The following is a 17,843-nucleotide window of genomic DNA, read 5'->3' as shown; positions in this document are numbered from 1 at the left end:
GCGGCGCAGAAGCGCCGCTTTTTTTATTCTCTTAACTTGTGTTCAGGGGTGCGTTATCTTTAAACTTCTTTACATAAGGTAAGGCAACAGAGTTGTCGTCTACCTATAATAAAAGAAAGCCCCACCGTGATGGGCATGTCGTGAAAACAGGGGGCAAGGGATGTTGCTAAAGAAAGAATGTGGTCGTCAGCTGTCAGCGCTGAGTTTATGTCTGGCAGTGATGTTTGCTCCACTGTTAACCGCCCAGGCCGACGAGCCTGAAATTGTGCCGACTGACAGCACCGCAACGACAGGCGCGCAGCCGACGTCATTGTCTCAGCCGCTGGAACAGTCTACGGCTACGGCCATCATGGCCGGGATTAAGCCGCTGCCGGAAGGCATCGACGTTGAATCGCTCAGCCAGCAGCTCCAGACAGGCCTGCCTGCAGGCTACACGCCTGCCTATATCAATCAGCTCACGCTGCTTTATGCTGCCCGCGATATGAAACCCATGTGGGAAAATCGTGATGCCGTGCGCGCCTTCCAGCAACAGCTGGCGGAAGTGGCGATTGCGGGATTCCAGCCGCAGTTTACGAAGTGGGTTGAGCTGTTAACCGATCCTGCCGTCACCGGTCAGGCGCGGGACGTGGTCCTTTCCGATGCCATGATGGGTTACCTGCAGTTTGTGGCGGGTATTCCGGTCAATGGCAACCGCTGGCTGTACAGCGATAGGCCTTATAAGCTGGCGACGCCAGCCCTGTCGGTGATTAACCAGTGGCAATTAGCGCTTGATAACGGCGACCTGCCTCGCTTCATTGCCAGCCTCGCGCCGGCGCATCCACAGTATGCCACGATGCACCAGTCGCTCCTCGCGCTGGTGGGGGACTCGCGTCCATGGCCGCAAATGCGGGGGACCGCAACGCTGCGTCCGGGTCAGTGGAGCAGCGATGTGCCAGCCCTGCGCGAGATCCTTAAACGCTCCGGTATTCTTGATGGCGGGCCGAACATTGCCCTGCCGGGCGACGATCCGCAAAGCGCGGTGGTCAGCCCGTCAGCGCCCGTAAAAGAGAACAAGGCCACTACCCTGAGCAATAAGCCCGAGGCTTACGATCGCGAGCTGGTTGCCGCGGTTAAACAGTTCCAGGCCGCTCAGGGGCTGGGAGCCGATGGCGTCATTGGACCCTCAACGCGTGACTGGCTTAACGTATCGCCTGCGCAGCGGGCCGGGGTGCTGGCGCTTAATATTCAGCGTTTGCGTTTGCTGCCGGGCACGCTGTCTACCGGCATTATGGTCAATATCCCGGCCTATTCACTGGTTTATTATCAGGATGGTAGCGAGAAGCTGGCCTCGCGCGTGATTGTCGGGCGTCCGGATCGCAAAACGCCGATGATGAGCAGCGCGTTAAATAACGTGGTGGTTAACCCGCCGTGGAACGTGCCGCCGACGCTGGCGCGTAAGGACATTCTGCCTAAGGTCTGGAACGATCCGGGTTATCTGGAACGTCACGGCTATACGGTCATGCGTGGCTGGAACAGTAAAGAGGCGATCGATCCTTACATGGTCGACTGGTCGACGATCACGGCCTCCAACCTACCGTTCCGCTTCCAGCAGGCTCCCGGAGCGCATAACTCGCTGGGGCGCTACAAATTCAACATGCCAAGTTCAGATGCTATCTATCTGCACGATACGCCGAACCACAATCTGTTCCAGAAAGATACCCGGGCACTGAGTTCAGGCTGCGTGCGCGTAAATAAAGCCTCGGAGTTGGCCAACATGCTGCTGCAGGATGCGGGCTGGAACGATACGCGTATTTCTGACGCCCTGAAGCAGGGTGATACGCGCTACGTGAATATTCGCTACAACATTCCGGTTAATCTTTATTATCTGACAGCGTTTGTGGGTGAAGACGGTCGCACTCAGTACCGTACAGATATTTACAATTATGATCTCACCGCGCGATCCGGCGCACAAATTTTGCCAAAAGCGGAACAATTAATCAGGTAAATGAAGTAGTTCGGGAAAAATGATTGTCGTAAGTTATGGTGAATCGGGGCCAATATCGCTGTAAGCCGCGTATTCACTGGGGTTGGGCGCCTTGACGTACCCTGTTTTGCCAGTTAAGGTGCCCTTCGTGCGCTAAGCATATTACGATTTCCTTGACCTGTAGACCTGATTATCATGGACAAATTTGACGCTAATCGCCGCAAGCTGCTGGCGTTAGGTGGTGTTGCGCTTGGCGCAGCGGCCATCTTACCGACGCCAGCATTTGCCACCCTCTCGACACCTCGTCCGCGCGTTTTAACGCTCAGCAATCTTCACACCGGTGAGTCGCTAAAAGCGGAGTTTTTCGATGGCAGAGGCTATATTCAGGATGAATTAGCAAGACTCAACCATTTTTTCCGTGATTTCCGCGCGAATAAAGTAAAAGCCATCGACCCAGGACTGTTTGATCAGCTTTTCCGCCTTCAGGGCCTGCTGGGCACCAGCAAGCCGGTGCAGCTTATTTCTGGTTATCGCTCAATTGATACCAACAATGAACTGCGCGCCCATAGCCGTGGGGTAGCGAAAAAAAGCTACCACACGAAGGGACAGGCAATGGATTTCCACATTGAAGGCGTTTCGTTAGCCAATATTCGCAAAGCCGCGTTATCTATGCGCGCGGGTGGTGTAGGATATTACCCCAGCAGCAACTTTGTGCATATTGATACCGGGCCGGTTCGGCACTGGTAATAACGAAACACAGGAGCAGTATGAACTATCGTATTATTCCGGTTACCGCGTTCTCCCAGAACTGTTCATTAATCTGGTGCGAGCAAACCAAACTGGCCGCGCTTGTCGATCCCGGCGGTGACGCTGAGAAAATCAAGCAGGACGTTGCCGACAGCGGCGTGACGCTGATGCAGATTTTACTGACGCATGGTCACCTCGACCACGTAGGCGCAGCGGCTGAACTGGCTAAACACTACGGTGTGCCGATTATTGGCCCGGAAAAAGAAGATGAGTTCTGGCTGCAGGGGTTACCCGCCCAAAGCCGCATGTTTGGCCTTGATGAGTGTCTGCCATTGACGCCCGATCGCTGGCTGAATGAAGGAGAGCGCGTTAACGTAGGGAATGTGACTTTACAGGTGTTGCATTGTCCTGGGCATACGCCAGGCCATATCGTCTTCTTTGACGACCAGTCCCGTCTGCTGATTTCCGGCGATGTGATTTTCAAAGGGGGCGTAGGACGCAGCGATTTTCCGCGCGGCGATCACGGGCAGCTGATTCAGTCGATCAAACAGAAGTTATTGCCGCTGGGTGATGACGTAACGTTTATCCCTGGACACGGTCCGATATCGACGCTGGGCTATGAACGGCTCCATAACCCGTTCCTTCAGGATGAAATGCCTGTCTGGTAACCAGCATAAAAAAAGCCTGCTTAACGCAGGCTTTTTTGTGGGCGCAAATTACAGGACGGCGACAATCGCTTCGCACAGTGGCGCCATGTTGTCAGGGGTCATGCCTGCAACGTTTACGCGGCCAGAGGCTACGGCGTATACGCCAAACTCTTCGCGCAGACGCAGAACCTGCTCTTTGGTCAGGCCGCTGAACGAGAACATACCGTTCTGTTTGATGATGAAGCTGAAGTCGCGGTCAGCGCCTTTCTCAGCCAGGGTGTTCACAAACAGCAGGCGCATGCGCTGGATACGCTGACGCATATCGTTCAGCTCTTGTTCCCAAATCGCGCGCAGCGCATCGTTGCTCAGAATGGTCGCAACAACAGACGCACCGTGTGCCGGCGGGTTAGAGTAGTTAGCGCGGATAACGGACTTCATCTGGCTAAACGCGCGATCGACGGTCTCATCGTTAGCCGCAACCAGCGTACAGGCGCCTACGCGCTCATTGTACAGACCAAAGTTTTTGGAGTAGGAACTGGCAACGATCAGCTCCTGATGCACGGCGGCGAACGCGCGCAGGCCTTCGGCATCTTCTTCCAGGCCGCGGGCGAAGCCCTGGTAAGCAAAGTCAAACAGCGGCAGCCAGCCTTTTTCTACGGACAGCTTCGCCAGGTGTTCCCACTGCTCAAGCGTTGGATCGATACCGGTTGGGTTGTGGCAGCAGCCGTGGAACAGCACCACGTCACCCACCTGCGCTTCGCTCAGGCTTGAGAGCAGGCCGTCAAAGTCGAGAGCGTGGTTTGCCGCATCGTAGTAAGCATATTCGCGCACTTCCAGGCCCGCAGAGTTAAAGACGCTCTTGTGGTTCGGCCAGCTTGGATTGCTCACCCATACGCGCTTAACAGAGGTGTTTTTCGCAAGGAAATCCGCCGCCACGCGCAGCGCGCCGGTACCGCCAGGGGTCTGTGCTGTGCGGGCACGTTTGTCACTCACAATTGCGCTGCCTTTACCGAACAGCAGCTCCTGGGTGCAGCGACCAAATTCAGGGATACCATCAATACCGAGGTAGTTTTTGGTGGTTTCATTTTCCAGCAGATACTGCTCAGCTTTCTTAACGCTGGTCAGTACCGGAGTTTTGCCGGTTTCATCTTTATATACACCAATACCCAGGTTGATTTTGCCAGGGCGGTCGTCGGCACGAAACAGATCGGCCAGGCCCAGAATAGGGTCGGCAGGAGCGGCGGTAATGTTCTCAAACATGACGAAGTTCCATTGTGATTACAGAAGTGAAATCCGCTATCAGGTTAACGGTAGATTTACAAAATGCCAACCGTTTGCGACGAAAAGCGTGCGGCTTTTCAAAAGTCGCCATTATTTTCTGTCAGGCATAAAAAAACAGGGCCGAAGCCCTGTTCATTATGCATATAACAAAGTGGTGTTCTGATTAGAACTGGTAGGTTACACCCACAGCAGCCATATCGTCGTTGCCGTTCAGACCGCCAACAGCTTTCGCGTAGTCGGTGTCTTTATCCAGCAGGTTGATGTAGTAGTCAGCCCACACGTTGAAGTTTTTGTTGAAGTAGTAAGTGGTACCAACCTGGATGAATTTAGCCAGGTCTGCATCGCCACCGCTGAAGCCGCCGACGGCAGCCAGGTCTTTACCTTTGGTCTGCACGTAGGAGATTGCTGGACGCAGGCCGAAGTCGAACTGGTACTGAGCAACCACTTCGAAGTTCTGAGTTTTGTTAGCAAAACCTGCATCACCGCTAGAACCGGTACGGGTGGTGTTACGGGTTTCTGCATAGGTAGTTGCCAGGTAGAGGTTGTTAGCGTCGTATTTCAGACCCACGCCCCATGCTTCAGCTTTATCACCCTGGCCATCAGCTTTCTGGTTCAGAGTACGGTTAGCGTTGCTGTAAGATGCGATTGCACCGAAGCCTTCGCCGAAGTCGTAACCCAGGGAGTAACCTACGCCGTCACCGTTAGAGGTTTTAACGTCAGCACGGTCGTTTTTACCCTGGTACTGAACGCCCAGGCTCAGGCCGTCAACCAGACCGAAGAAATCGCTGTTACGGTAGGTCAGCAGGCCGGTGCTGCGGCTGGTCATGAAGTTATCAACGTAGTTACCGCCCCAGGTCATCCCGGAGAAGGACGGTGCCATATCGGTGTAAGATTCTACGTCGTAAACGATACCGTAGTTACGACCGTAGTCGATGCTGCCAGCGTCGCCCGCTTTCAGGCCCGCAAAGGCCAGACGGTTTTTGTTAGCCTGAGCGGTGTTCTCAGCCTGGTTAGCCATGAAGCGGTATTCCCACTGGCCGTAACCGGTCAGCTGGTCGTTGATCTGAGTTTCGCCTTTGAAACCGATCTGCGCGTAGGTAGCGTCGTTGTTGTTAGTGTCATCGCCAGAGGTCACGAAATCGTGCTCGGCGTTAACTTTCCCGTAGAAGTCCAGTTTGTTGCCGTTCTTGTTATAGATTTCTGCAGCGTTAGCTGCACCGGCTACCAGCAGGGCAGGGATTACCACTGCCAGAATATTGCGCTTCATCATTATTTATTACCCTCATTGGTTTTTTTATGACACTCGCCACTGCCGTCAATAAATTCTGTCAATAAATATTTCCGGAACTATTGATGAGAGTTAGGTGTCTTTATGTATCTGACAGGCATCTTTCCATTCACCGAAGCGTTTCGCTAGCCTGAAAGTGCTACAATTCTCAAGATTAAGTTACAGAAAGAAAATATGTGTAACTAAATGTGTATTTTTGGGAACTTTGTGAACCATCTCAAATTTCAGAACCCCCTGGCGAATTAAGCATCGGTTTGTTTCCTATATATATGAATTCCTTATGTTTAATTTGGATAAAGGCAATTCCTATAAACGAATGTTAAACGACTCGTTTTTTCTTATGACCCAATAAAGACTTCTGGATGGCTGAAAAATTGGTTGAAATTTGTGCTATTACTTCAGAATGTAATAATCGCAATAAGAATGAGGTTAATTTTTTGTGGCTGGATATTTCGCGGAAACAAAACGTAACAGGTAGCGGTTGTGACGGGGTAGTGGTTTAAAAACGCTGACTTTACGCTGACAAAAACTGACAGGGCAGAATAAAATAATGGCCAGCAAATGCTGGCCATTGTCCGTTGCGTTGCTTAGAAGCTGGCGTTGCGTGGTGTACGCGGGAACGGAATTACGTCACGCACGTTCTGAACACCAGTAACGTAGGCGATCAGACGCTCGAAGCCCAGACCGAACCCAGCGTGCGGAACGGTGCCATAACGGCGCAGATCGCGATACCAGCTATAGTCCGCAGGGTTGAGCCCCATCTCTGCCATGCGCGCGTCAAGCACGTCCAGACGTTCTTCACGCTGAGAACCACCAATGATTTCACCGATGCCCGGCGCCAGTACGTCCATCGCTGCCACGGTTTTCCCGTCTTCGTTAAGGCGCATATAGAAGGCCTTAATGTCTTTCGGGTAGTTTTTAACGACAACCGGCGCTTTGAAATGTTTCTCGGCGAGATAGCGTTCGTGCTCAGACGCCAGGTCTACGCCCCAGTAAACCGGGTTCTCAAACTTCTCACCGCATTTCTCGAGGATTGCTACCGCGTCGGTATAGTCCACCTGCGCAAAGTCGGCAGAGACGAAACGCTCCAGACGCGCTACAGCATCGCTGTCTACGCGTTCGGCGAAGAACTTCATGTCGTCAGGACGCTCTTCCAGCACCGCTTTGAAGACGTACTTCAGCATCGCTTCTGCGAGACCTGCAACGTCATTCAGATCGGCAAACGCCACTTCCGGCTCCAGCATCCAGAACTCCGCCAGGTGGCGGCTGGTGTTGGAGTTTTCGGCGCGGAAGGTTGGGCCGAAGGTATAGATCTTAGACAGCGCACAGGCGTAGGTTTCGCCGTTGAGCTGGCCGGATACCGTCAGGAAGGCTTCTTTACCAAAGAAGTCTTTGTCGTAGTCGACTTTACCTTCCGGCGTGCGCGGCAGGTTTTCCATGTCCAGCGTCGAGACGCGGAACATTTCGCCTGCGCCTTCCGTATCGGACGCGGTGATCAGCGGGGTAGACACCCAGAAATACCCCTGCTCATCGAAGAAGCGATGCAGCGCCTGGGCCAGCGTATGACGCACGCGAGCCACCGCACCAATCAGGTTGGTACGCGGACGCAGGTGTGCGACTTCACGCAGGTATTCAATGCTGTGACGTTTTGCCGCCATCGGGTAGGTGTCCGGATCTTCAACCCAGCCGGTCACTTCAATGGCAGAGGCCTGGATCTCGAAACTCTGGCCCTGGCCCGGGGATGCCACAACCACACCGGTGACGATAACGGAACAACCCGTCGTCAGGCGCAGAACGTCATCATTGTAATTGGGCAGAGAATTATTAATGACGGCCTGTACAGGATCAAAGCAGGAACCGTCATAGACGGCAAGGAAGGAGATGCCAGCTTTAGAATCTCGGCGAGTACGCACCCATCCGCGCACGGTGACCTCCTGGTCAACGGCGACACGGCCCTGGAGTACGTCGGCTACAGGCACAACGCTCATAATATTCTCTCTGTTAATAGTCGGAAAAAATAAACACTTGTCCACCCCAAGACGGGGGGATATCTATGTTACCTGCCAACCGCTATCAGACAAGTAAATTTCGCAGTCAAAAGAGAAGAATTGAGAAATAAATAAGAGAAGGGAGCCCTGAAGGCTCCCGTAAGCGCTTAACTGGCTTTTTTGATCTGAGGGAGATCGAACGCTTTGCGCAATGCGCGAACAAACGCTTTGTCATGGCAGATGGTTTTACCCGGGCTGTCGGAGAGCTTTGCCACTGGCTTGCCGTTACATTCCACCAGCTTTATCACAATATTCAGAGGTTTTACCTGAGGAATGTCGCAGGTCAACCGGGTACCGATCCCGAAGCCCAGATTAATTCTGGCATTGAAATGACGATACAGTTCGACGGCTTTTGCCAGGTCGAGATTATCGGAGAAGACCAGTACCTTGCTCATCGGGTCAATGCCGAGTTTTTGGTAATGAGCAATCGCCTTTTCGCCCCATTCAACCGGATCCCCTGAGTCGTGGCGTAACCCCTGGTAACGCTCAGCGAACTCGGGACCAAAGTCGCGCAGGAAGGCATCCATCGTAATACAGTCGGTCAGGGCGATCCCGAGTTGATTCGGGTACTCTTCAAGCCACGCAGCCAGCGCCGCACGCTGGCTGTTAGCCAGGTCCGGGCTAATTTGCTGATGCGCCTGGAACCACTCGTGCGCCTGGGTGCCCATTGGCGTCAGGTTGAGGCGACGCGCCAAATCGTAGTTGCTGGTACCCACGAACCACGGCTCCTGCTGCAGACGTTCAACGATAGCTTGCTGAACCTCGCGAGAGAAGCGGCGACGGGTACCGAAATCCATCAGGCGGAAGCGGGACATATCCAGCCCTTCGGTCAGCGTAGAGAATGCCTCAAGTTTGTTCTCCAGCGAGGCGACCGCCTGTTCGACGCCCGTTTCAGGCGAACGGTAGCGGTGAGCCAGCTCGCTGATGACGGCCAAAAGCGGCACTTCCCACATGATCACTTCCCGCCACGGACCTTCAAGACGAATATCCAGCTTGCCGTTCTCGTTGGTCACGGTGACCTGTTCAGGCTTATAGCGGAAGTCGCGCAGCCAGTTCAGATAGTCCGCTTTAAAGAAAGGCAGGCCAGAAAGCCACTGATATTCGTCATCGGTGAGCGCCAGATGCTGCATCGCATCGACCTGTTCACGAATGGAATCTGCGTAGATACCGAGCAAGTCGTCACCACGGCAGCGGAATTCCGCCGCGACGTGAACGTCATAGTAATGGTGGAAAACGGCTTGCTGCATATGCAGTTTATACGCGTCGGTATCCAGCAACGTATGCAGAACCGGAGAAGCGAATTGAGTCATAGGTGCGCTGTAGCATCCTCTCACGGGAGCGTTTAGTACAATAAACAACTCCGGAGTATACCTTGTTTAGTGATTTATTGAACCCCGATCACAACATAAGCACACTTTATGGTCGAGAGCATTTCGTGCCCCGTGTTATACAAATGTAGCGAAAAAGGTGTTTAAGCCTGAAAAGATGAACATTCTGCATAGCGCGTTTTACGCAACAGGAATATATTGAAACGTTACTCGACAAACGATGCATAAGGTTTTCTATGACACAACAGCCACAAGCCAAATACCGCCACGACTACCGTGCGCCGGAATACCTGATTAGCGATATCGACCTGACTTTTGACCTGGATGCCACAAAAACCGTTGTGACGGCGGTAAGCCAGGTGACGCGCCACAGCGCGACTGCCGTACCGCTGCGTCTGGATGGCGAAGACCTGACGCTGGTCTCCCTGCACATTAACGATGAAGCCTGGTCAGATTATAAAGAAGAAGGCAACCAGCTGGTCATCGACAACCTGCCGGAACGCTTTACGCTGCGCATCGTGAATGAAATCAGCCCTGCCGCCAACACGGCGCTGGAAGGGCTCTACCAGTCAGGCGTGGCCCTGTGTACCCAGTGTGAAGCCGAAGGTTTCCGCCACATTACCTGGTACCTGGACCGCCCGGACGTGCTGGCGCGTTTTACCACCAAAATCATTGCCGATAAAACCCTCTATCCGTTCCTGCTCTCCAACGGTAACCGCGTGGGTGAGGGCGAGCTGGAAAATGGCCGTCACTGGGTGCAGTGGCAGGATCCGTTCCCGAAACCGTGCTACCTGTTTGCGCTGGTGGCGGGTGATTTCGACGTGCTGCGCGATACCTTCAAAACCCGCTCTGGCCGCGAAGTGGCGCTGGAGCTGTTCGTTGACCGCGGCAACCTTGACCGCGCGCCGTGGGCGATGACTTCACTCATTAACTCCATGAAGTGGGATGAAGAGCGTTTCGGCCTCGAATACGATCTCGACATCTATATGATCGTCGCCGTCGACTTCTTCAACATGGGCGCGATGGAGAATAAAGGCCTTAACATCTTTAACTCCAAGTACGTGCTGGCGCGTACCGATACCGCCACCGATAAAGACTACCTCGATATCGAACGCGTTATCGGCCACGAGTATTTCCATAACTGGACCGGTAACCGCGTCACCTGCCGCGACTGGTTCCAGCTGAGCCTGAAAGAGGGGCTAACCGTCTTCCGCGATCAGGAGTTCAGCTCCGATCTGGGCTCGCGGGCGGTCAACCGCATCAACAACGTGCGCACCATGCGCGGCCTGCAGTTTGCGGAAGATGCCAGCCCAATGGCGCACCCGATCCGTCCGGATAAAGTCATTGAGATGAATAACTTTTACACCCTGACGGTGTACGAGAAGGGCGCTGAAATTATCCGCATGATCCACACCCTGCTGGGTGAAGAGAATTTCCAGAAAGGGATGCAGCTTTACTTCGAACGTCACGACGGCAGCGCGGCTACCTGCGACGACTTCGTGCAGGCGATGGAAGACGCGTCCAACGTTGATCTTTCTCACTTCCGCCGCTGGTACAGCCAGGCCGGAACCCCGATTGTCACCGTTAAGGACGACTACAACCCGGAAACCGAGCAGTACACTCTGACCATCAGCCAGCGCACGCCGCCAACTGCCGAGCAGGAAGAAAAATATCCGCTGCACATTCCGTTCAGCATTGAGCTGTACGACAACGAAGGCAACGTCATCCCGCTACAGAAGGGCGGCCACCCGGTGCACCACGTGCTGAACGTGACCCAGGCAGAGCAGACCTTTATCTTCGATAACGTCTACTTCCAGCCGGTGCCTGCGCTGCTGTGCGAGTTCTCCGCGCCGGTGAAGCTGGAGTACAAGTGGAGCGACCAGCAGCTGACGTTCCTGATGCGTCACGCCCGCAACGATTTCTCCCGCTGGGACGCGGCGCAGAGCCTGCTGGCAACCTACATCAAGCTTAACGTGAACCGCTACCAGCAGGGCCAGCCGCTGACGCTGCCGGTGCATGTGGCAGACGCGTTCCGCGCCATCCTGCTGGATGAGAAGATTGACCCGGCGCTGGCGGCTGAAATTTTGACGCTGCCGTCCGCGACTGAAATTGCGGAGCTGTTCGACATCATCGACCCGATTGCCATCGTGGCGGTGCGCGAAGCGCTGACCCGCACGCTGGCGACCGAACTGGCGGATGAATTCCTGGCGCTATACAACGCTAACAAGCTTGACGCGTATCGCGTGGAGCATGCGGATATCGGCAAGCGTACCCTGCGCAATACCTGCCTGCGCTATCTTGCGTTTGGTGAGGCCGAACTGGCGAACGCGCTGGTGAGCAAGCAGTATCACGAAGCGGATAACATGACTGATGCGCTCGCGGCCCTGGCGGCAAGCGTTGCCGCTGAACTGCCGTGCCGCGATGCGCTGATGCAGGAGTATGACGACAAGTGGCACCAGGATGGTCTGGTGATGGACAAGTGGTTTATTCTGCAGGCGACCAGCCCGGCGGCCGATGCGCTTAGCAAGGTTCGCAGCCTGCTTAAGCACCGTTCGTTCACCATGAGCAACCCGAACCGCGTTCGCTCGCTGATTGGCGCATTTGCCAGCAGTAACCCGGCCGCGTTCCACGCCGAAGACGGCAGCGGATACCAGTTTATGGTGGAAATGCTGACCGAGCTGAACAGCCGTAACCCGCAGGTTGCATCACGTCTGATTGAGCCGCTGATCCGCCTGAAACGCTATGATGCGCAGCGCCAGGCGAAGATGCGCGCCGCGCTTGAGCAACTGAAAGGGCTGGAAAATCTGTCTGGCGATCTGTACGAGAAGATTGCTAAGGCGCTGGCCTGATGTAAAAAAGCCCGGTGGCGCTACGCTTACCGGGCCTACGTGGGCGCGCGGGGCATCGGTTTTCTCCCTCTCCCTGTGGGAGAGGGCCGGGGTGAGGGCATCAGGCATTGGCCTTTATCCGCTGAATCTCCGCTTCCCCACGTTTCATCACCCGATCCAGCACTTCGGCTTCCAGCTCCGCCAGTCTCGCCGAGCCCACGCGACGAGGGCGCGGGATGTCCACCGTCAGATCCAAACCGATTTTCCCGTTTTCTATAAGCAATACCCGGTCCGCCATCGCCACGGCTTCGCTCACGTCATGCGTCACCAGCAGTACCGTAAAGCCGTGCGCCTGCCAGAGGGATTCAATCAGATCCTGCATTTCTATCCGCGTCAGGGCATCAAGAGCGCCGAGCGGCTCATCAAGCAGCAGCAGGCCGGGACGGTGAATCAACGCTCGCGCCAGCGCCACGCGCTGCTTCTGGCCGCCCGACAGCGCCGCAGGCCATTCACCTGCACGGTTTTCCAGCCCGACGGCGGCCAGCGCCTGACGGGCTTCATCCCGCCAGTTGCCTTTGAGCCCCAGCCCGACGTTATCAATCACCGTTTTCCACGGCAGCAGGCGCGCATCCTGAAACATCATGCGCGTATCGTCCTGAATATTGGCCAGCGGCGTGGTTCCTGCCAGAATCTCTCCTCCGTTGGGGGCCTCCAGCCCGGCTAAAAGACGCAGGAGTGTGCTTTTTCCGCCGCCGCTGCGCCCGACTACAGCCACAAACTGGCCGGCGGGAATGTGCAGATCCAGCCCGTTAAGAATGGTGTTTTCGCCGTAGCGTTTGGTTACGCCGTTGAGCAGCAGCGGCGTGCCCTGATTTAGTCGTGCGGTATTCATGCTTTCGCCTCCTGAAGGGTATAGGCCGGGTTCCAGCGCAGCCAGCTGCGCTCCAGCCACTGTGCGCTGACGTCGGCGAGTTTGCCGAGCAGTGCATACAGAATGATGGCGACCACCACCACGTCCGTTTGCAGGAATTCGCGGGCGTTCATCGCCAGGTAGCCAATACCGGAGTTGGCTGAGATGGTTTCCGCCACAATCAGCGTCAGCCACATCAGACCGAGCGCAAAGCGCACCCCGACCATAATGGAGGGCAGGGCGCCCGGCAGAATCACGTGAGCAAAGAGGGAAAAACCCGATAAGCCGTAGCTGCGCGCCATCTCCACCAGACCGCGATCGATATTGCGGATGCCGTGCCAGGTGTTGATGTATATCGGGAACAGCGTGCCCAGCGCCACGAGGAAGATTTTGGCGCTCTCATCGATCCCAAACCACAAAATGACTAGCGGGATCAGCGCCAGATGCGGCACGTTGCGCAGCATCTGGATGGAGGTATCCAGCAGCCTTTCCCCCCAGCGTGAAAGGCCGCTGATCAGACCCAGCACCAGACCGATGCTGCCGCCGATGGAAAACCCAATCACCGCGCGCCAGGAGCTGATCGCCAGATGTTGCCACAGCTCTCCGCTGACGCTCAGCGACCAGAACGCTTCGATAACGCCCTCCGGAGAGGGCAAAATGCGGCTCGACAGCCAGCCGGTGGTCGACGCGAGCTGCCAGAGCGCCACGATGCCGACGGGCAAAAACCACGGGGCGGCGCGCAGCAGCCATTTTTGTGAGGTGGCAGACATGGTCACTCCTTAGCTCTGTGCGGCTTTGCGCGGAATAAACTCGTTTGCCACGGCTTCGCCCTGCAGCTGGAGCCGCTGCGGCTGCGGAATTTCCGGAACGGCGACATCCAGATGCGGGAATAACAGCTCGCCCACCCTGTAGGCCTCTTCCAGGTGCGGATAGCCGGAGAGAATAAAGCTGTCGATGCCCAGGTCAGCGTATTCATTAATACGTGCAGCCACGGTTGGCCCGTCGCCGACCAGCGCCGTGCCCGCGCCGCCGCGTACCAGACCCACGCCCGCCCACAGGTTCGGGCTGATTTCCAGGTTCTCGCGCTTGCCGTTGTGCAGAGAGGCCATGCGGTGCTGCCCGACGGAGTCGGTTTTGGCAAACGCAGCCTGCGCCTTCGCAATGGTCTCATCGTCCAGATGGGAGATCAGACGGTCTGCCGCCTGCCAGGCTTCTTCATTGGTTTCGCGCACAATCACGTGCAGGCGAATCCCGAAGCGCACTTTGCGGCCATGGGCGGCGGCTTTGGCGCGGACCTGGGCAATTTTCTCTTTCACCAGCTCGGGCGGCTCGCCCCAGGTCAGATAGAGATCGACCTGCTCGGCGGCCAGATCCTGGGCCACATCCGACGATCCGCCAAAATAGAGCGGAGGGCGCGGCTGCTGCACCGGCGGGAAGTAGAGCTTCGCGTCGCGAACGTGAATATGCTTACCTTCAAAGGTGACGGTTTCGCCTTCCAGCAGGCGTCGCCAGACGCGGGTAAATTCGGCGGAGGCTTCATAGCGCTCGGTATGGTCGAGGAACACGCCGTCACCCGCCAGCTCCTGCGGATCGCTGCCCGTCACCAGGTTAAACAGAGCGCGGCCGTTGGAGAGCCTGTCCAGCGTTGCTGCCTGACGCGCCGCCACGGTGGGTGAAACGACGCTCGGGCGCAATGCAACAAGGAATTTAAGGCGCTGGGTGACCGGGATCATCGACGCGGCCACCAGCCAGGCATCCTCGCACGAGCGTCCGGTCGGGATCAGCACGCCGGTAAAACCGATTCGGTCCGCCGCCTGGGCAATCTGCTGAAGATAGCCATGGTCAACCGGGCGCGAGCCCTCTTCTGTACCAAGATAGTGTCCATCACCGTGGGTGGGTAAAAACCAGAAAAGATTCAGACTCATGATTTAGCTCCTTCTTTGCCAGCGGGCTGCCAGATGCGTTCGCGAATATCGACCTGTTTTGGTACCAGGCGGTTTTGATAGAAGAGGTCAGCAGTCTGTTGCTGAAGCGCGGCGACGTGCGCGTCGACAGGCGCAATGGTGGTGGGCGGACGGTGACTGAGGTAGCTCGCGATCACCGGCTCAGGTAAGCCCATGGTTTTTGCCAGCAGGGTGATGCTCGCCTGACGCTGGCTCTGGGTCAGGGCATCTGCCTGCGTAAAGGTATCCAGTACGCCCTGAATAAACGCGCCGTTTTTTTCGGCGTAAGGGCGTGAGGCGAGGTAGAACGAACCGGTTTGCTTCAGCGTGGTACCGTCTTTCAGCACCCGTACGCCACCCTGCAGTAATGCCGCGGAGTAGTAAGGATCCCAGATAGCCCAGGCATCAACATTCTTCTGCTGGAACGCGGCGCGCGCGTCGGCGGGCGTCAGGTAAACGGGCTGAATGTCGGTGAACTTGAGCCCAGCTTCCTGTAAGGCGCGCAGCAGCAGGTTGTGCGAGCTGGAACCTTTCTGGAAAGCGACCTTACGCCCTTTAAGGTCGGAGACGCTTTTAATGTCACTGTTTTCAGGTACCAGGATGACTTCGGCTTTCGGCTTAGCGGGTTCTACACCGACGTATACCAGGTCTGCCCCGGCAGCCTGAGCGAAAATAGGCGGGATGTCGCCCGTACTGCCCAGATCGATACTGCCGACGTTCAGGGCTTCAAGCATCTGCGGCCCTGCCGGGAACTCCACCCATGAGAATTTGGTGTCCGGGAAGCGTTTTTCCAGCAGCTGGTGGCTTTTTGCCAGCACCATACTGACGCTGCCTTTTTGGTATCCAATCCGTAAACTGTCCGGTGCGGTTTCTGCGGCATGTGCCAGCGCGGTAAACGCCATCAGGCCAGCCAGTCCGAGGCGGGTTAAGGTTTTAAACATGTGCGACTCCCTGCGGCGGATTAAAAGAAGGAACCTGGATATCCCGGCGATGCAGCGCGTGCCAGAAAGTTTCCAGCGAGGCATCAAGGCGCGTTTGCAGATTCGGCGTGAAGTGCGGCTTATGCTGGTAGTCAATGACCTGCGAATCATCCGCGAAAACGCCGTGAAGGATCTCCTGCGCCTTCAGGGCGTTCAGCACCGGCTTCAGGGCGTAATCCACCGCCAGTAAATGTGCCACCGTGCCGCCCGTTGCCAGCGGCAGAACCACTTTGCCGTCCAGTGCGCGCTCGGGGAGAAGATCGAGCAGCGTTTTCAGCGCGCCCGAAAAAGAGGCTTTATAAATCGGGGTCGCAACGATGAGGCCGTCCGCTTCCTTGAGCTGCTCAGTGAGGGTTTTCAGCGCGGGGCTGTCGAAGCGGGCATACAGCAAATCTTCAGGTTCGAAGTTATGCAGATTCCAGTGGCACACTTCCACGTCCAGGGCATTGAGCTTGTCGCGGGCATATTCCAGCAGGGCGCTGGAACGCGAAGGGAATCGTGGACTTCCGGCCAGGGTAATGACGCGCATACTTCCTCCTTATAACTAATTGTTTGCTTTTGTCTAACATTCATAACAATTTTCAGGAGTGTGACACCGCGCGGTTATTCCACTAAATGATTTATCCGCAATTAAACTGCGAAAAACTGCATAAGAAAGAGAGGGGGAGGTAAACGATTGCGTTTTACGCCGATTTTTTTGCCGCAGGTCAATTCCCTTTCGTGACGGGATCGCCCATAATCCCCTCCCGGTTTGCACACCGGGAATCCAGGAGAGTTCATGTACTACCCCTTCGTTCGTAAAGCCCTTTTCCAGCTCGACCCCGAGCGCGCTCATGAATTTACATTCCAGCAATTACGTCGTATTACAGGAACGCCTCTGGCGGCCCTGGTGCGTCAAAACGTGCCGGAAAAGCCTGTGCAGTGCATGGGGCTGACCTTTAAAAATCCGCTGGGTCTGGCGGCCGGTCTGGACAAAAATGGCGAGTGCATTGATGCCCTGGGCGCGATGGGCTTTGGCTCCATCGAAATTGGTACCGTCACGCCGCGCCCGCAGCCGGGAAATGACAAGCCGCGCCTGTTCCGCCTGGTCGAAGCCGAAGGGTTGATCAACCGCATGGGCTTTAATAACCTCGGCGTTGATCATCTGGTAGAGAACGTGAAGAAAGCCCATTTTGATGGGGTGTTAGGCATCAATATTGGCAAGAATAAAGATACGCCGGTTGAGCAGGGTAAAGATGACTACCTGATTTGTATGGAAAAAGTCTACGCCTATGCCGGGTATATCGCGGTGAATATTTCCTCGCCCAATACCCCGGGGCTGCGCTCCTTACAATATGGCGAAGCGCTGGACGATCTTCTGAGTGCCATTAAAAATAAACAAAATGAACTCCAGGCGATCCACCATAAATATGTTCCGGTCGCGGTGAAGATCGCGCCGGATCTTTCTGTCGAAGAATTGATCCAGGTTGCCGACAGTTTGGTTCGCCATAATATTGACGGGGTGATTGCAACGAATACCACGCTCGATCGTTCGCTCGTTCAGGGAATGAAAAACTGTGACGAAGCGGGTGGGTTAAGTGGCCGTCCGGTACAATTAAAAAGCACCGAAATTATTCGCGCGCTGTCTGCGGAATTAAAAGGCCGTTTACCGATTATTGGCGTCGGCGGTATCGACTCGGTGATTGCTGCGCGCGAGAAGATGGCGGCCGGTGCGTCACTGGTGCAAATCTATTCCGGCTTTATTTTTAAAGGCCCGCCTTTGATTAAAGAAATCGTTACGCATATCTAATCTTTTTTCTTAATCAGACAACCAGGGCTTTATTTCCAGCCCTGGTTGTTTTATATTCCGTCACTGTTGCTTATTTAGACATTATCGTCTT

At 55.5% G+C, this 17,843-nt stretch carries 14 protein-coding genes; 5 read left to right on the top strand and 9 right to left on the bottom strand.

Annotated features, from left to right (window positions below; translation table 11 throughout):
* Window positions 1-160: 160 nt before the first annotated feature.
* The 3 genes from ldtD (at window position 161) to HBA26_RS04025 (ending at window position 3,378) form a co-directional block, all read left to right on the top strand.
* A complete protein-coding gene (ldtD, locus tag HBA26_RS04035) occupies window positions 161-1,984 on the top strand; it encodes a L,D-transpeptidase (protein ID WP_126345202.1) in 1,824 nt (607 codons plus the stop codon).
* 174 nt (window positions 1,985-2,158) lie between these two features.
* Window positions 2,159-2,710 (top strand): YcbK family protein, encoded by a 552-nt coding sequence (locus HBA26_RS04030; RefSeq protein ID WP_048999377.1) that lies wholly within the window; start codon window positions 2,159-2,161, stop codon window positions 2,708-2,710.
* Window positions 2,711-2,730: 20 nt separating this feature from the next.
* Complete coding sequence (locus HBA26_RS04025; RefSeq protein WP_049136519.1) at window positions 2,731-3,378, top strand: MBL fold metallo-hydrolase; 648 nt, start codon at window positions 2,731-2,733, stop codon at window positions 3,376-3,378.
* A 48-nt stretch (window positions 3,379-3,426) separates the two neighbouring features.
* Here HBA26_RS04025 and HBA26_RS04020 read toward each other — a convergent pair whose 3' ends face one another.
* The 4 genes from HBA26_RS04020 to pncB form a co-directional block, all read right to left on the bottom strand.
* Complete coding sequence (locus tag HBA26_RS04020; RefSeq protein WP_126345203.1) at window positions 3,427-4,617, bottom strand: amino acid aminotransferase; 1,191 nt, start codon at window positions 4,615-4,617, stop codon at window positions 3,427-3,429.
* A gap of 184 nt (window positions 4,618-4,801) precedes the next feature.
* Window positions 4,802-5,908 (bottom strand): porin, encoded by a 1,107-nt coding sequence (locus tag HBA26_RS04015; RefSeq protein WP_028012583.1) that lies wholly within the window; start codon window positions 5,906-5,908, stop codon window positions 4,802-4,804.
* Between the two features lie 605 nt (window positions 5,909-6,513).
* Complete coding sequence (asnS, locus tag HBA26_RS04010; RefSeq protein ID WP_028012584.1) at window positions 6,514-7,914, bottom strand: asparagine--tRNA ligase; 1,401 nt, start codon at window positions 7,912-7,914, stop codon at window positions 6,514-6,516.
* A 167-nt stretch (window positions 7,915-8,081) separates the two neighbouring features.
* The gene (gene pncB / locus HBA26_RS04005; RefSeq protein WP_045630030.1) at window positions 8,082-9,284 is read right to left on the bottom strand and encodes a nicotinate phosphoribosyltransferase; all 1,203 of its coding nucleotides are present in this window, start codon (window positions 9,282-9,284) and stop codon (window positions 8,082-8,084) included.
* 254 nt (window positions 9,285-9,538) lie between these two features.
* On the opposite strand from pncB, the gene pepN reads away from it, so the two are divergent.
* Complete coding sequence (gene pepN, locus HBA26_RS04000) at window positions 9,539-12,151, top strand: aminopeptidase N (RefSeq protein ID WP_048960456.1); 2,613 nt, start codon at window positions 9,539-9,541, stop codon at window positions 12,149-12,151.
* A gap of 100 nt (window positions 12,152-12,251) precedes the next feature.
* Here the strand turns inward: pepN and ssuB are convergent, their stop codons facing one another.
* Genes ssuB through ssuE form a run of 5 tightly spaced genes read right to left on the bottom strand, consistent with a single transcriptional unit; the run spans window position 12,252 to window position 16,492 of the window.
* The gene (gene ssuB, locus HBA26_RS03995; RefSeq protein WP_041910612.1) at window positions 12,252-13,022 is read right to left on the bottom strand and encodes an aliphatic sulfonates ABC transporter ATP-binding protein; all 771 of its coding nucleotides are present in this window, start codon (window positions 13,020-13,022) and stop codon (window positions 12,252-12,254) included.
* Entirely contained in the window at window positions 13,019-13,810 is a 792-nt protein-coding gene (gene ssuC, locus HBA26_RS03990) for an aliphatic sulfonate ABC transporter permease SsuC (RefSeq protein ID WP_028012588.1), read from the bottom strand. Before ssuC ends, ssuB begins: the two co-directional genes overlap by 4 nt.
* Window positions 13,811-13,819: 9 nt before the next feature.
* Window positions 13,820-14,965, bottom strand: a complete 1,146-nt coding sequence (ssuD, locus tag HBA26_RS03985) for an FMNH2-dependent alkanesulfonate monooxygenase (protein ID WP_028012589.1) — start codon at window positions 14,963-14,965, stop codon at window positions 13,820-13,822.
* A complete protein-coding gene (locus tag HBA26_RS03980; protein WP_045630032.1) occupies window positions 14,962-15,924 on the bottom strand; it encodes a sulfonate ABC transporter substrate-binding protein in 963 nt (320 codons plus the stop codon). The genes ssuD and HBA26_RS03980 overlap by 4 nt, the downstream gene beginning before the upstream one ends.
* Window positions 15,917-16,492, bottom strand: a complete 576-nt coding sequence (gene ssuE, locus HBA26_RS03975; RefSeq protein WP_028012591.1) for an NADPH-dependent FMN reductase — start codon at window positions 16,490-16,492, stop codon at window positions 15,917-15,919. The genes HBA26_RS03980 and ssuE overlap by 8 nt, the downstream gene beginning before the upstream one ends.
* Before the next feature lie 249 nt (window positions 16,493-16,741).
* Here ssuE and pyrD point away from each other — a divergent pair, with 249 nt between their 5' ends.
* Window positions 16,742-17,752 carry a quinone-dependent dihydroorotate dehydrogenase gene (pyrD, locus tag HBA26_RS03970; protein ID WP_045261711.1) on the top strand — a complete coding sequence of 337 codons (1,011 nt, stop codon included), beginning with the start codon at window positions 16,742-16,744 and terminating at the stop codon, window positions 17,750-17,752.
* Window positions 17,753-17,843 lie beyond the last annotated feature (91 nt).

Origin of the sequence: Enterobacter sp. 725m/11 (assembly GCF_011683705.1) — a bacterium.
Taxonomy (GTDB): Bacteria; Pseudomonadota; Gammaproteobacteria; order Enterobacterales; family Enterobacteriaceae; genus Enterobacter; species Enterobacter bugandensis.
Note: the sequence above shows the minus strand (reverse complement) of the source record. Positions and strands in the feature narration are given on the sequence as shown.

What these genes read in the sequence shown, in the direction of transcription:
- pepN (WP_048960456.1), top strand. Translation starts at nt 9,539, where the DNA reads ATGACACAACAGCCACAAGCCAAATACCGCCACGACTACCGTGCGCCG.
- ssuC (WP_028012588.1), bottom strand. Translation starts at nt 13,810, where the DNA reads ATGTCTGCCACCTCACAAAAATGGCTGCTGCGCGCCGCCCCGTGGTTT.
- HBA26_RS03980 (WP_045630032.1), bottom strand. Translation starts at nt 15,924, where the DNA reads ATGTTTAAAACCTTAACCCGCCTCGGACTGGCTGGCCTGATGGCGTTT.
- ssuB (WP_041910612.1), bottom strand. Translation starts at nt 13,022, where the DNA reads ATGAATACCGCACGACTAAATCAGGGCACGCCGCTGCTGCTCAACGGC.
- HBA26_RS04025 (WP_049136519.1), top strand. Translation starts at nt 2,731, where the DNA reads ATGAACTATCGTATTATTCCGGTTACCGCGTTCTCCCAGAACTGTTCA.
- HBA26_RS04020 (WP_126345203.1), bottom strand. Translation starts at nt 4,617, where the DNA reads ATGTTTGAGAACATTACCGCCGCTCCTGCCGACCCTATTCTGGGCCTG.
- ssuD (WP_028012589.1), bottom strand. Translation starts at nt 14,965, where the DNA reads ATGAGTCTGAATCTTTTCTGGTTTTTACCCACCCACGGTGATGGACAC.
- asnS (WP_028012584.1), bottom strand. Translation starts at nt 7,914, where the DNA reads ATGAGCGTTGTGCCTGTAGCCGACGTACTCCAGGGCCGTGTCGCCGTT.
- pyrD (WP_045261711.1), top strand. Translation starts at nt 16,742, where the DNA reads ATGTACTACCCCTTCGTTCGTAAAGCCCTTTTCCAGCTCGACCCCGAG.
- HBA26_RS04030 (WP_048999377.1), top strand. Translation starts at nt 2,159, where the DNA reads ATGGACAAATTTGACGCTAATCGCCGCAAGCTGCTGGCGTTAGGTGGT.
- ldtD (WP_126345202.1), top strand. Translation starts at nt 161, where the DNA reads ATGTTGCTAAAGAAAGAATGTGGTCGTCAGCTGTCAGCGCTGAGTTTA.
- HBA26_RS04015 (WP_028012583.1), bottom strand. Translation starts at nt 5,908, where the DNA reads ATGATGAAGCGCAATATTCTGGCAGTGGTAATCCCTGCCCTGCTGGTA.
- pncB (WP_045630030.1), bottom strand. Translation starts at nt 9,284, where the DNA reads ATGACTCAATTCGCTTCTCCGGTTCTGCATACGTTGCTGGATACCGAC.
- ssuE (WP_028012591.1), bottom strand. Translation starts at nt 16,492, where the DNA reads ATGCGCGTCATTACCCTGGCCGGAAGTCCACGATTCCCTTCGCGTTCC.